Annotated in this window: 13 protein-coding genes; 5 read left to right on the top strand and 8 right to left on the bottom strand. The window is 37.6% G+C overall.

All coding sequences use genetic code 11. The annotated features are described in order from the left end of the window. Nucleotides 1–131: 131 nt before the first annotated feature. The 3 genes from pheT to AO843_RS08965 all read right to left on the bottom strand — a co-directional run bounded on the left by pheT (nt 132) and on the right by AO843_RS08965 (nt 4,758). Nucleotides 132–2,549 (bottom strand): phenylalanine--tRNA ligase subunit beta, encoded by a 2,418-nt coding sequence (gene pheT, locus AO843_RS08955; protein ID WP_054610782.1) that lies wholly within the window; start codon nt 2,547–2,549, stop codon nt 132–134. 12 nt (nt 2,550–2,561) lie between these two features. After that, nucleotides 2,562–3,599, bottom strand: a complete 1,038-nt coding sequence (gene pheS / locus AO843_RS08960; RefSeq protein ID WP_054610783.1) for a phenylalanine--tRNA ligase subunit alpha — start codon at nt 3,597–3,599, stop codon at nt 2,562–2,564. A gap of 394 nt (nt 3,600–3,993) precedes the next feature. Next, the gene (locus AO843_RS08965; protein WP_054610784.1) at nt 3,994–4,758 is read right to left on the bottom strand and encodes a TrmH family RNA methyltransferase; all 765 of its coding nucleotides are present in this window, start codon (nt 4,756–4,758) and stop codon (nt 3,994–3,996) included. A 188-nt stretch (nt 4,759–4,946) separates the two neighbouring features. Between AO843_RS08965 and AO843_RS08970 the strand changes: the two genes are divergently transcribed. Further along, nucleotides 4,947–5,342, top strand: coding sequence for a (deoxy)nucleoside triphosphate pyrophosphohydrolase (locus AO843_RS08970; RefSeq protein WP_054610785.1), 396 nt, complete (start codon nt 4,947–4,949; stop codon nt 5,340–5,342). A gap of 7 nt (nt 5,343–5,349) precedes the next feature. Here the strand turns inward: AO843_RS08970 and AO843_RS08975 are convergent, their stop codons facing one another. The 3 genes from AO843_RS08975 to AO843_RS08985 form a co-directional block, all read right to left on the bottom strand. Continuing rightward, a complete protein-coding gene (locus tag AO843_RS08975; protein WP_054610786.1) occupies nt 5,350–6,327 on the bottom strand; it encodes a sensor domain-containing diguanylate cyclase in 978 nt (325 codons plus the stop codon). A 24-nt stretch (nt 6,328–6,351) separates the two neighbouring features. Then, nucleotides 6,352–7,143, bottom strand: a complete 792-nt coding sequence (locus AO843_RS08980; RefSeq protein ID WP_054610787.1) for an alpha/beta fold hydrolase — start codon at nt 7,141–7,143, stop codon at nt 6,352–6,354. A 155-nt stretch (nt 7,144–7,298) separates the two neighbouring features. Continuing rightward, on the bottom strand, nt 7,299–8,648 hold the full coding sequence (locus AO843_RS08985; protein ID WP_054610922.1) for an FAD-binding oxidoreductase: 1,350 nt from the start codon (nt 8,646–8,648) through the stop codon (nt 7,299–7,301). Nucleotides 8,649–8,813: 165 nt separating this feature from the next. Here AO843_RS08985 and AO843_RS08990 point away from each other — a divergent pair, with 165 nt between their 5' ends. The 3 genes from AO843_RS08990 to AO843_RS08995 all read left to right on the top strand — a co-directional run bounded on the left by AO843_RS08990 (nt 8,814) and on the right by AO843_RS08995 (nt 10,715). After that, nucleotides 8,814–10,223 (top strand): LysM peptidoglycan-binding domain-containing protein, encoded by a 1,410-nt coding sequence (locus AO843_RS08990; protein WP_054610788.1) that lies wholly within the window; start codon nt 8,814–8,816, stop codon nt 10,221–10,223. Nucleotides 10,224–10,343: 120 nt separating this feature from the next. Further along, nucleotides 10,344–10,511 (top strand): YfhD family protein, encoded by a 168-nt coding sequence (locus AO843_RS24525; RefSeq protein WP_156313953.1) that lies wholly within the window; start codon nt 10,344–10,346, stop codon nt 10,509–10,511. 12 nt (nt 10,512–10,523) lie between these two features. After that, nucleotides 10,524–10,715, top strand: coding sequence for an H-type small acid-soluble spore protein (locus AO843_RS08995; RefSeq protein ID WP_054610789.1), 192 nt, complete (start codon nt 10,524–10,526; stop codon nt 10,713–10,715). 49 nt (nt 10,716–10,764) lie between these two features. Here AO843_RS08995 and AO843_RS09000 read toward each other — a convergent pair whose 3' ends face one another. Beyond that, nucleotides 10,765–12,915 (bottom strand): putative bifunctional diguanylate cyclase/phosphodiesterase, encoded by a 2,151-nt coding sequence (locus AO843_RS09000; protein ID WP_231630108.1) that lies wholly within the window; start codon nt 12,913–12,915, stop codon nt 10,765–10,767. A 199-nt stretch (nt 12,916–13,114) separates the two neighbouring features. Further along, nucleotides 13,115–13,648 (bottom strand): RNA polymerase sigma factor, encoded by a 534-nt coding sequence (locus AO843_RS09005; protein WP_054610790.1) that lies wholly within the window; start codon nt 13,646–13,648, stop codon nt 13,115–13,117. A gap of 237 nt (nt 13,649–13,885) precedes the next feature. Between AO843_RS09005 and sspI the strand changes: the two genes are divergently transcribed. Beyond that, nucleotides 13,886–14,095, top strand: a complete 210-nt coding sequence (sspI, locus tag AO843_RS09010) for a small acid-soluble spore protein SspI (protein ID WP_054610791.1) — start codon at nt 13,886–13,888, stop codon at nt 14,093–14,095. Nucleotides 14,096–14,123 lie beyond the last annotated feature (28 nt).

Here is a 14,123-nt window from a genome sequence, read left to right on the forward strand (position 1 = left end):
GCCCGTAGTGGAAATCAACGGCTTTACTTTATTTCATTGTAAAAGAAAAAAGACTGTAGGCAAACTCTCAAATTTTTTGAGTTTGTCTACAGTCTGAGACTGTCTAGTTAGACAGTCTTTTTTCTTAAATTTTAGCGCACTTCTGTACCTTCAATTGTAGCAATTGCTTTTAGTACTTTATTGTGTGCAGCTACTACTTCTTCATCTGTTAAAGTACGTTCTGGGTCGAAGTATGTGAGCGAGAAGGCAACAGATTTTTTACCTAGCTCCATTTTCTCTCCTTCGTAAACGTCAAATACACGGATGTCTTTCAATAATTTCACGCCTGCTGCATCAATAGCTTTAACCACTTCACCTGCAGTTGTTGTGCGGTCCATAATAAGCGCAATATCACGAGACATTGCTGGGAAACGAGGTACTGGTGTGTATGCAAGTGGCGCTTCTTGTGCATTTGCCATTAGTAGAGTAACGAGATTCATCTCCATGACATATGTGTCTTTTACACCCCATGTTTTTTCCTCTGCTGGGTGTAGACCACCTATAATCCCAACTTGCTCGCCATCCAATAAAATGCTGGCTGTACGGCCTGGATGTAATCCATCCACTTGTGTTTTTACAAATGAAATACGATTTCCTAGGCCAAGTTTGCCAATGACTCCTTCTACAATGCCTTTTAAGACAAAGAAATCTACTGCTTTTTTCTCGCCTTGCCATGTATGGTCTAGCCATTTTCCTGTAAGGACTGCTGCTATATGCTCTTCCTCGAATGGTTGCCCTTCATCCGATTGACCAAGGAATACTGAGCCAATCTCATACAGTGCTACACTGTCAGCTTGACGGGCAACATTGTATGCAGCCGCTTCGATTAAGTGTGGAATTAGGCTTTGTCGTAATGTAGAGCGCTCCTCACTCATCGGCATTAGTAATCGAGTCACTGGTTCAGCTTTCAAGGCAAATTGTTGTGACAATGCATCAGATGTTAAAGAATATGTCACTGCTTGATATAGACCAGCACCTTCCATGAAATTGCGAACAATACGTCGATTAGCTTGGTAAGGTGTCAAACTACCTACTTGTGTAGCACCTTCTGGTAATGTCATTGGGATTTCATCGTAGCTATAAAGACGTGCAATCTCCTCCACAATATCTTCCTCGATTTTAATATCCTGACGACGTGTTGGTGCATCAATAATTAATAAACCGTTGGCAGCTTCTACGCCGAATTTTAGGCGTTCTAAAATAGATAACATATCTTCCAATGCGATCTTCATGCCTAAACGTTCGTTAATAAAATCTGGAGAAACGACAACACGTGATGGTGTTTTTTCTAACTCATCTACTAGACATGTGCCTTCCAATACTTCTCCACCAGCTAATTCAGCAAGTAAAGATGCAGCACGTTCAGCGGCAGGTAAAACACGGTTTGGATCAACACCTTTTTCAAAACGGGCAGATGCATCTGATCGTAGACCTAGATGACGAGACGTTTGACGTACTGTTAAGCCATCGAAATAAGCGGACTCAATGACAACAGTCGTAGTAGAATCTGTTACCTCAGAATTGGCACCACCCATTACACCAGCAATAGCAACTGGTTCTTTGCCATTCGTGATGACTAAGTCTGATGCTTTTAATGTTCTTTCTTGGTCATCCAATGTTGTGATTTTCTCACCCTCTGTTGCTTTACGGACAACGATTTCACCAGTTGCTAGGCTATCATAGTCAAACGCATGAAGTGGTTGACCATATTCCATTAACACATAGTTTGTCACGTCCACTACGTTATTGTGTGGGCGTACGCCTGCTGCCATTAAACGATTTTGGAGCCACATTGGAGACTCACCAATTTTTACGTTTTTCACAACTTTTGCTACATACATTGGATTCCCTTGTAAATCTTCCACTCGAAGTTTTAGTAAATCCTCTGCTTTTTCATTCGCAGCATGATAAGCGATTTCTGGATACTTTACTTCCTCTGAAAGGATGGCACCCACCTCATACGCTACACCCAGCATAGAAAGTGCATCTGATCGATTTGGTGTTAAGCCAAGCTCTAGCACCGTATCACGTAAGCCTAAAATAGCCAGTGCGTCCGTTCCTACTTCTGCATCTTCTGGAAGCACATAGATACCTTCAGAATAAGCTTTAGGAACAAGTTTCCCCTCAATACCAAGTTCTTGTAGTGAACAAATCATACCATTTGATTCATGTCCACGAAGTTTTGCCTTTTTAATTTTAATACCGCCTGGTAAATGGGCGCCTGGGCGAGCCACAATAACTTTTTGACCAGCATCTACATTGGGAGCACCACAAATAATTTGTTGTGGCTCTTCTTCTCCAACGTCAACTTGGCAAATATTCAATTTATCGGCTTCTGGATGTTTTTCCTTCGCTACAACATAACCAACTACAATTTTATCCATAGCGTTAGCACGATCAATTACTGCGTCTACTTCAATACCTGAACGCGTAATTTTTTCTGCTAATAGCTCAGGTGCTAAGTCCTGTGTATTGACATAATCTTTTAACCATTCTAATGATACTAACATGTTTTATCCCCCTTACGCCTCTGTTCGCTCGAATTGTGATAAGAAACGAGTGTCGCTTGTATAGAAATGTCGAATATCGTCTACACCATATTTCAACATGGCAATACGCTCTGCACCAATACCAAATGCGAAGCCAGAAACTTTCTTCGGATCATAACCAGCCATTTCTAAGACATTTGGATGAACCATACCTGCGCCTAGAATTTCAATCCAACCAGTGCTCTTACATACGTTACATCCTGCACCACCACATTTAAAGCAAGAGATATCCATTTCAACAGATGGTTCTGTGAATGGGAAGAAGCTCGGACGAAGTCGAATTTCACGTTCAGCACCAAACATTTTTTTCGCTAAAGTATCTAAAGTTCCTTTTAGATCACTCATACGAATATTTTCGCCAATCACTAAACCTTCAATTTGCATAAATTGATGTGAGTGAGTGGCATCATCATTATCACGACGGAATACTTTTCCTGGACAAATGATACGAATGGATTCACCTTTCTTAGCTTCCATTGTGCGAGCCTGTACGGGTGAAGTATGGGTACGTAATAATATTTCCTCGGAAATATAGAACGAGTCTTGCATGTCACGAGCAGGATGTCCTTTTGGTAAATTCAATGCTTCAAAGTTATAGTAGTCCTTCTCTACTTCAGGGCCTTCTGCAATTTCATAGCCCATTCCAATAAATAAATCTTCTATTTCTTCAATTACACGTGTCAAAGGATGACGATTTCCAACTTTAATTTCACGTCCAGGTAATGTAACATCAATCGACTCACTTGCTAATTTTTCAGCAATAGCTGTTGCTTCAAGAACAGCTACCTTTGACTCTAATACTGCTGTTACATTTTCACGAACAGTATTTACTAAAGCACCCATTTTTGGTCGTTCTTCAGCTGATAATTTTCCCATCCCTTTTAATAAATCAGTGATGGGTCCTTTTTTCCCTAAATATGCAACACGTACTTCATTCAATTCTTTTAGATTTGCTGCTGCTTCAATTTTAGCAAGTGCTTCTTGCTCTAATTGTTTTAATTGCTCTTCCATGATAAAACCTCCTTAGAAAGTAAACGCCTGTTTTTAGGCATAAAAAAACTCGCCCCTAAAAAAGGGACGAGGACATAATCGCGGTACCACCCTAGTTATTGCAAGGTCAAATATCCTTACAATCACTTCATTGACATAACGACTTGATGAAGCCGGCTTACCTTTACAGCATCAAGCTGGTCCCGGTAGCTGCTCGCGGGCTGAATTCAAAACTGCATCGGTACGGCGTTGGCTCTCAATCTCCGGCCTTACGCTCCCTGTCGTCCATTCACAATCTTTACTACTTCCCGGTCATAGCATTTCCTATTTAAACTTACATTTTAGAATTAATCATACAGTAATAGACGCTTGCAAATCAAGTGGTAACTGTCTGAAACCTGCTTTTATTTGTCAATTATCTCACAAAACCATATAAAACAATGCCAGTTGCTACAGCAACATTAAGAGATTCTGCCTGACCCAAAATAGGAATGATTATATTTTGATCTGTCATCGCTAAAAGCTGCGGCTGAATGCCACTACCTTCATTCCCCATAATAATAGCAAATGCACCTGTATGATGAATGTCGTTATATGGCACAGCATCTTCATCCAATGCAGTCCCAAATACAGGAACTCCTTGATCCTGTAAAAAATCTACACATTCTGTTAACTCTTCACGTATCACAGGGATATGGAAATGTGAGCCTTGTGCAGCTCGTAACGTTTTAGGATTGTAGACATCGGCACAACCTTTCCCTAAAATAACGGCGTCTAATCCTGCTGCATCGGCTGTACGAATCATTGTCCCGATGTTTCCTGGATCTTGGACAGCATCTACCAATAACACTTTACGCCAGGATGCCTTCACTTCATCCTCTAAGACAGGCTGTTTACAGATGGCAAAAACACCTTGTGACGTTTCTGTTTCCGCAAATTCCTTCGCAACAGTTGCCGTTACCTCTACTATATCAATTCCATCAATCGGCCATAGCATTGGTAAATCTATACCTTCACGTACAATAATTTGCAGAACTTGATCTTTGTTTTTTAATGCTTCTTCTACAAGATGAAAACCTTCGACTATGAATTCACCTGTTCGTTCCCGCTCTTTTCTTGTTGTCGCTAATTTTTTCCAAAATTTCACCAATGCGTTTTGCGTAGATTCAATTCTCTTCATTGCTACCTCTGACCGCCTTTTTCCTATATATTGACCACTATTATACCTTAGGAAATACTAAATTACATAGCTATGTGAGAAAACTGTTATTTTCTTAGGGCAAGTATAATTTTGATTGCGTGAATAACAAATCCAACATGATATAATGATATATATTTTAAAATATTCCGACGAAGAAGGTGACATGGATGAAAAAAACAATACGTGTAGTTGGAGCAATAATTGAAAATGATCGGCAAGAAGTATTTTGTGCTCTAAGAAGTGCCCATATGGTCCTCGCTAATTATTGGGAATTCCCTGGTGGTAAAATTGAACATGGCGAATCACCCCAACAAGCACTTTATCGAGAAATCCTTGAGGAATTTAACTGCATCATTCAAGTGGGTGATCAAGTAGCCGAAACTCTTTATGAATACGAACAATTTTTTGTTCACTTAGAAACCTATCAAGCAACTATTGTCAAAGGTACGCCAGAAATACTGGAACATGCTGAAGCAAAGTGGGTGTCTCGTCATCAATTGCTTCAGCTTCCGTTTGCTCCAGCAGATCTTCCTTCCATTCAAAAATTATTAGCTGAACAATAGAATCCAGTCATTTCATATCACAAAAATGAGTTACTTGGTTACGACCATTTTCTTTCGATGCATACAAAGCATCATCAGCATTTTTTATCAATGTCGTCCCAGTATCTTCTAATGTAACTGTGGCCATTCCAATACTTATTGTCACCTGACCAGTTGGCCAATTATCCAACGCAACCGTTTGTCTTATTTGCTCCCCTAATTCTTTTGCTGCGACTATCTCGGTTTCTGGTAAGATTATGACAAATTCTTCGCCACCATAACGTGCGACGATATCTTCATTACCCGCTCGTTGTGTTAGTAGCTGTGCCAATTGAACAAGAACAGCGTCACCCGCTTGATGACCAAATGTATCATTGACCTTTTTAAAATGATCAATATCAAGAATACATAAAGAAAAAGGTTTAGCTGTTTCATAAAAACTGTTAAACTGTTGTTCAAGTTTCTCTTGGAAAAATCTTCTATTTTTTAAACCTGTCAGTTTATCTGTCTCAGACAATTCAACTAAAGTAGCATTCATTTCTAACAATTTTGCTTGTTGCTGTTCGATTTCTACATGAATTTGCTTCAAATTGGCTAATGCCTGGTCTTTTTCTTGATAAGCTGCCTCCAATAGCTTTTTTGCCGATCGCAATTCTTGTTCATAATCGATACGCTTTTTCATCTTGACTAAAATACAATCAATTCGTTCTACCATATCCTCCGTATACAATCTAGCATTCATTAGAAATGGTATAGACATCCCATCTTTATGTTTTAGATGAATAAATAATTCCTCTACGTGCTGTTCTAAATTAATCGTCGGATAAAAATACGAATGAAAAATCAATTTGTTAGGTGTAGATAGAAGTATCTCTAGGTGTCTGTGTAGCAAATCAGTCTGCTCAAAGCCTATCCAATTCAGCAAGGTTTGATTGATTTCTGCAATAACTCCTTCGTGTGTGATGGAAAGAAAACCACATGGCGCATAATTAAGTCGTTGTTCCATTTTCGATAATCCTTTCATTTTTCCCTACAAAAAACCCGTAATGCACTGAATGGTTTCATTTGGGTGACTAATGTGCGGGTAATGTCCTTTCGCTTCCATTAATATCAAGGTACTGTCTTTAACATGTCTATGTAAATAATCTCCTACACCAATGGGTACAATACTGTCTTCGGAGCATTGTATAATTAAAGTAGGGACAGTTACCTTCGATAAATCATTTCGATGATCGGTTAAAAATGTTGCCTCAGCAAATTCTCTCGCAATGACAGGATCTGCAGATTTAAACGTTTGTTTGAGTTCTTGCGTTAATGATGGATTTTCAGGGTTACTCATCGCGATAGGGGCCATATAACTTGCCCAACCTGCAAAGTTCATTTCCATCATGTCTAATAATTCTGATATATCGTTACGCTCAAATCCACCTTGATATTCACCATCATTTAAATAACACGGAGAAGGACCAATCATAATTAATTTTTGAAAGTATTCAGGTTGTTTTATGGATGCAAGCATGCCAATCATGGCACTAATAGAATGCCCTACAAAAATACTTTGCTGTAAATTTAATGATTCAATAATATCCAATAAATCTTGCACATAGCCCTGCAAAGTTTGGTATTTTTCAGATGTATAGGCACCTTTATCCGAGCTCCCGGAGCCGACATAATCGAATAATATAATTTGATATTTGTCCATAAATGCAGGCGTAATAAAACGCCACATGTTTTGATCACAGCCAAATCCATGTCCAAAAATAATCGGTTGATTCCCTTGTCCGATTACTTTTACATGATTACGAACAACAATATTTTCCATCCCACTTACTCCTTTTAGAAATTTATGTAATAGTTTTATTGTGACCTCTGACACTGTAATTATCAAGATTAATTTCAACTTGTCGGTTGGACTTACTTTACTTTTCCAAAAAAAGAAAGAGCAGCAATGCCTCTGCATCCTGCTCAGCTTTTGGGCTATATCCATTTTCTAACAGGTGGAATACTTTGCGGAAATTGAAATACATTAAATGGATCATACTTTGTTTTTACTTCCCTCAGCCTTCTAAAATTACGACCATAATAGGCTGTTGGCCAATCCTGAATAAACCGATCCGGAAAATTCACATAATCTCCAGCAGTGTATGGTGATAAAGCTCTCCGTAAGTGCTCCACCCACTCAATATTTTCCTCTTCCTCGTCTGGCTTTTTCCAAGAAGTATTGTATTCTTGAGCCATTAATGCATTTCGGTAGTAATAGGCAGTGCGATTTGGTGCAACTTCACTGACTGCCCCTCTTAAAGATTGTTGCCAAATTGTCGAATTTAGATTGGGTGCATTGGTCAAAAATTCTTTCATTTTCTTAATTGCCTCAAAAGGCAGTGGTTTCTCAATAAAGGAACCCGAACTTTTACGGAGGGCTGGCCGATTACCACTGGGTTGATCAAAAAATTCTACAGCCTTTATATAGGGCACCTCTTTTATCCAAATATTCGTTGGTGAACCGGCTTTTCTTAGTGGACGTAGAAGTTTCTTTAAGTCGGCTACTGATCCCACAAATTCCCCTTGTGCTACAATTTCTCCAACTTCTTTGGACTTTAACTCAATTTGTGATGTCAAACGCACATCTGTATAGGGAGCCCATTTTTGCCAAGTATCGAAAGCAAGCTCAAAATCGTTCCAGCCCCAAGTAATGGAAAAGAGTGATACATCACTGATAGCATGTAGTTTGAACGTTAGTGAAGTGACAATGCCGAAATTGCCTCCGCCTCCACCACAGCTTGCCCAAAAGAGATCATTATTCTTTTGCCTATTTGATTGAATGATTTGAGCTCCTTCCTGTCCACTTGCTATTACCATCTCTATTTCCAGGAGATTGTCACAAGTTAGCCCAAAAGGTCGTGACAGCATACCAATCCCCCCACCAAGGGTTAAGCCAACTACGCCAACGCTACTTTCTGTGCCAGCAGGTATCGTTACACCATTCTCCCATAATTCCCGGTATACCTTTCCTAAATTGGCCCCAGCATCAATTCTCACCGACATATCTTGGAGATTAACAGCCATCTTATTTATGTCACTTATATCAATAACTAGTCCTTTATTTAATAACGAAAAATTTTCATAGCTATGACGACCACTGCGAATTCTGAAAGGTTCATTGTTTTCTCTAGCCCATTTTAAAGCATTGACCACATCCTTCGTTCTTTGACAGAACACAATTAAACTCGGATATTTTGGATTATTTAAATTATTATTTGTCCTCGCTTGTTCATAATTCGGATCTTCAGGAGTAACGATTCTACCTGTAAGTTTCGCTTTTTTCAACATCAAACCCCTTTCTCCATGATACCTAGCATACGTCTTATCCTATGCTACACAGTTAGAAAGAATTTGAAGTTTCAAGCATTTTACATATCTCTTATAAAAATACTTATTTCATCATTTGAATCATATGATGCACTAATAAAATATAATTTTAGGAGGTGTTCTATGATTATTCATGTAGTAAGTGCTGGAGAAACGCTATGGCAAATTGCCAATCATTATGGGGTACCTGTTCAATCTATTACCTTATTAAATGCGTTAGCTACTCCTGATCAATTAGCGATCGGACAATCACTTGTTATCCCTTCACCGTATACCACTTATACCGTGAAAAGCGGGGATACGTTATGGGCGATTGCCCAACAATTTGGCGTTCCCATAGAAGCGATCATTGCAGACAATCATCTAACAAACCCCGATATGTTAACACCAGGCACTAAATTAGTCATTCCTCCAGTCATTCATATTGTGCAGCCTGGTGAAACATTATGGCAGATAGCTCAATACTATGAAACATCCATTCAAGCTATTGTGGCAGCAAATCATATCAACAACCCCAATATGATTTATGTAGGTAGCCATTTAATCATCCCTAGGAAGTTACCGATTATCGAAGTAAATGCTTATTCTTACCAACCATCCGAAGAAGCGATTGATTCAATAAATGCTGTTGGTCATCTACTTACTTATTTTAGTCCTTTTGCTTATATGATGAAGGAAGATGGTACATTGCAGCCCATAAGTGATGAAAAAATGATAGCAGCTGCACAGGCTAAAAACATCATTCCTATGTTAACGCTCACTAATTTTACTTCCACAGAAGAGGGTTCTAATTTAGCACATGTTGTTTTGTCCAACGAAGACTTACGTGTAAAGGTAATGAATAATGTTTTACAGGTGATGCAAGAGAAGGGCTATCAAGTATTGAATATTGATTTCGAAAATGTTTTACCTGCTGATCGAGAAAATTACAATGCGTTTATTGAATTAGCTGCGGATATGCTTCATCCAATGGGCTACCTCGTATCAACAGCCCTTGCACCTAAAACAAGTGCTACACAAGTTGGAACATTATATGAAGCACATGATTATGAGGCACACGGTCGCTTAGCAGATTTTGTGGTTTTGATGACATACGAATGGGGCTATCGTTTTGGTCCCCCTCAAGCCATTTCTCCTATTAACGAGATGAAAAGAGTTGTAGAATATGCCTTAACAGAAATACCTGCAGATAAAATTTTATTAGGCTTTGAGCTGTATGCCCGTGATTGGCTACTACCACATGTCAAGGGGCAAGAAGCAGAAACATTTAGTCCACAGGAGGCGCTCAATCGAGCAATTAAGTATGGCGCAACGATCCAATTTGATCAGACAGCACAATCTCCATTTTATCGTTATGTCGATGAACAAGGGAGAAATCATGAAGTTTGGTTTGAAGATGCAAGAAGTGCACAAGCTAAATTTGACATGGTCAAACAATACAACCTTCGAGGAATTAGCTACTGGGCATTAGGATTCCCATTCCCACAAAATTGGGTACTTTTAAATGAAAATTTTTCTATTAAGAAACCTTAGCTCTTCCTTATTGTGCACGCAATTATGAAAGATATGCTACATTTTCCCGATTTTTTCCCATGATAAAAAATCCGTTTCAAAGCCATATTAAGATATATCAATATGAAAGGAGCAACTCACATGGGAAGAGACAATAAACAAGGTCAAAGTAGCAATAAAGGCTCATTACCACAAACACCAAAAAACCAGAAGATCGCACCTAATAAGGTTAGCGAGGAATTTTCTCAAGAATTCATGGAGCTGATTAATTCCGTATCGCAAAATCAGAATAATAAGAAGAAAAAATAAGGGGGGCCTCAGTTGGATTTTCAGCGTGCACATGAAATTGTTGCCTCACCGTTAGAATTTGAAGTGAGCTATAATGGTGTTTCCGTTTGGATTGATAAACTCCATGATGATGAGAAAACAGCGACCGTTCACCTACGCCGCTCTTTAGAAGAGCGTTCTGAAGTGGATATATCCGAACTAAAGGAAGAATATCTCGTTCACTAAAAAGAAAGAACCTGCTTCATTACTACTTAAGCAGGTTCTTTGTATTGCTTTAAATACTATAATCTTCAATATAGTGAAGCTGCATTAAAACGTCGTCTACATGGTGGTGCAAATCTTGAAAGGTTTCCGAAATTTGCTGAGGCGAGATCGGCCTACTAAATAAATATCCTTGAATATAATCGCATCCACCATCCATTAGAAATGAAAGCTGTTCAACCTCTTCGATGCCCTCTGCCACAACCTTCAAACGTAAATGCTTCGCCATCGAAATAATCATTGATACAAGTGCCTCATCATTTGGATTATGTGGCACATTTCTTACAAAGGTACGGTCAATTTTTAGACAATCGATAGGAAAATCTTTTAAATAGGATAAAGATGAATAACCGGTTCCAAAATCATCTACCGCTATTTGAATGCCGAGCGCCTTTAATTCATGCAGTAGCTGTGTCATTTGATCGATATTCATTGTCATACTTTCTGTAATTTCTAATTGCAGATATTTTGCATCCAATTTTGTACGTTGTAATATTTCATCCACCATTTCAACTAAATCCCGTTGGAATAATTGTCCAAGTGATAAGTTAACCGCCACTTTGATTGGAGGTAAACCTTGTTCCTCCCATAGTTTCGCTTGATGACAGGCCGTTTCTAATATCCATTTACCAAGCGGAATAATGAGACCACATTCTTCAGCAATCGGAATAAATAATTCAGGTGACACAAATCCGCGATTGGGATGTCGCCAGCGCACTAATGCTTCAACCGATTCGATAGTGCCAGTTTTTAAATTCACCTGTGGTTGATAATCTAAATAAAATTCGTTATTAGCTAACGCATTATGTAAATCTTGCTCTAGAAGAATTCTATCTGCAATCCCTTTAGACATGTACGACTTATAGAAAAGAAATCTTTGAGGTATTTGTCTAGCCTCTCGCATCGCTAACTGGGCATGCATCAATAGCTCTTCACCTGTCCACTTCTCCTCATGTAGAGCAATCCCCATATTTAAATTGCCATTTAGCGAAAATAATTGTACCTGTAAAGGACTTTTCATGGCACTTTTTAGGTTTAAGCAAAATTGTAATAACTCTTCAACGGTCTTAACATGATTAATATAAATGACAAATTGGCCCTCACGTAGTTTAGTGGCAAAATAATGCGGTGGTAAAATCGCTTGAATACGTTCTGCCACTAGCTTCATCATTTTATTAGAATGGCTGATTCCTATAGAAGAACGAATGGCTGCAAAACGATCGATCTCTATGGCAATGATCGCCTTTTGCAGTTTATTTTCATGTAATTTTTCTTTTAATGTTTTTAGTAATAAATGTTCATTTGGCAGTAGTGTAATATCATCATGATAGGCTTGGAATAGAAGCTCCTGTTGTGATTGTTCAAGATCCTTTTTAATTTTCAACAGTTGTTGAAATGGTTTTTCAACAGATGTATAATAAATCGCCTTTAAAAAAAAGTAAAATGCTAAAAATTGATAAATTAGTGCAGAGAAATCCCAAATAGCATTTGTATCTTGGCTTATAATAAAAAAGGTATCACTTACGATGAGCGAGATAGCTGCACTGATTAGCCACATGGAACGCTTCGGCATTTTTTTAAAAAATCTACTAATAATAACAATCGTAATTAGTTGAAGCACACTAGAAAATAGGTGTACCATATTATCAATATGATCTATCCATTGTTCTGGTAAAAATATTGGAGAAATATACACTAGTAGAATGCTTGTTACAACAAAAAGTAGAGAGCTACCATAAGTAAGGACCCGATGTTTCATCGTTAATTGTTTTCTAGGGTGTAAAATAATAAATAAAAATCCCAGTGATAAATAAAAACGTATTAATATATGTAAATGACCATCCATAAATCTCCATTCAATGGAATTGTTTTGACTATAAAATAAACTTACTAATTCGAGTAATGCAAGAATAAAAAACAAATTTCCTATGTATAAAGTTTGATTTGAAAGTAAGTGTGAAAATACTAAATAGGATTGTATGGCAATTGCCATTGTAAACACAATAATTAAAACTTGTATAATCAATTTTAAATTTGTATAAATTTCACCTTGAAAAACACCATATATTTGATTACTAAAAATTAATAATGGTATGACCAGTAATAATGGTAATACCATGTACCAAACCTCTTTTTTTTCGATCTGATTAAACCATTTCCCCAAAACAAACCCTCCATACTACTATGTAAAAAAAATTGCTAGGTATTTTAAACTATCCAAATAGAATAATCTATGTAAAATTGTACATTTCTTTGACTACTTACAAATCATAACACTTTTATCTTAATTTGTATGCATTCGAGTGTAGTATGCTAATATTCATTTTATTTCAATATTAGCATACTTTTGATATTTCAGAGCTTTATTTCCACTTTAAAACCAGATTTCTTAATTTTTTGATGATTCTCTCCCGCCTTTTTTTACTGGCTACAATAGAACAACCCAATACATTAGCTATTTCTTGATCACTGAAATCTTCTACATAATAAAGAAGCAATATGCTCCTTTCTACCTGTTTCAACTGGGACATCAAGCATTCTAGAAAGTTAGAACTTTGTGGATAATTATTTTCCTCCATCTCGAACTCACTTCGCAGATGATCGAGTGTTTCATCATCAACTGTTGTAATTTGCTTTGTATAGTTTTTTTCCTTTAATAATTCATTTAAAATTTCTCCTTTTATTGATGAATAAATATAAGCAGACAACTGTCCTTTTGACGGATCCGCTTTTAGCCATGCTCTCCAAACAGCAATGGACGCTACTTGACGATAGTAATCATGATCTTTATAAATTCGCAGCTTTGTAAGGATTGAAGTAATCATTGGTTGTACACCTTCCAATATTTCCTCGAATGATTGTGTAGATAAGAGCTTTCGATTGTTATGAATGGTCATTTGTCTCTTCCTGTCGACTATGCACAGTCCGATATTCCTAGGTGATATTATCTTATTACTGACTATTTCTTGAGGCGAATGCTCTTTTTGATCAATTCATTGTGCAAAATGGATCAAATCCCTATTGGTATTTAGTCATAATGACAGCATGTTTTTGTAAAATTGATCTATTTTCTTTGGGATTTCATACATATTTAAACGAAGCTTGGACAAATTACTACTAAGGAGGCGAAATAGATGAATTTTCAAATTAGAGATGCGATTACAGCCAATGTACACGGACAATCTGCGGCAGAAATTAAAGATATTGTTGAAGATGCCATTAGCCGTGGTGAAGAGCATTTACTGCCAGGGCTTGGGGTATTTTTTGAAAAATGGTGGAATCAATCAAGCTCCACTGAACAAGATGCATTCGTTCAAAAATTAGAAAAAGCATTTGCAAACTGATTTTTTATAAGTAGCACATTCCATTTCC

The sequence above is a fragment of the Lysinibacillus sp. ZYM-1 genome, from assembly GCF_001308875.1.
In the GTDB taxonomy this organism is placed as follows: domain Bacteria; phylum Bacillota; class Bacilli; order Bacillales_A; family Planococcaceae; genus Lysinibacillus.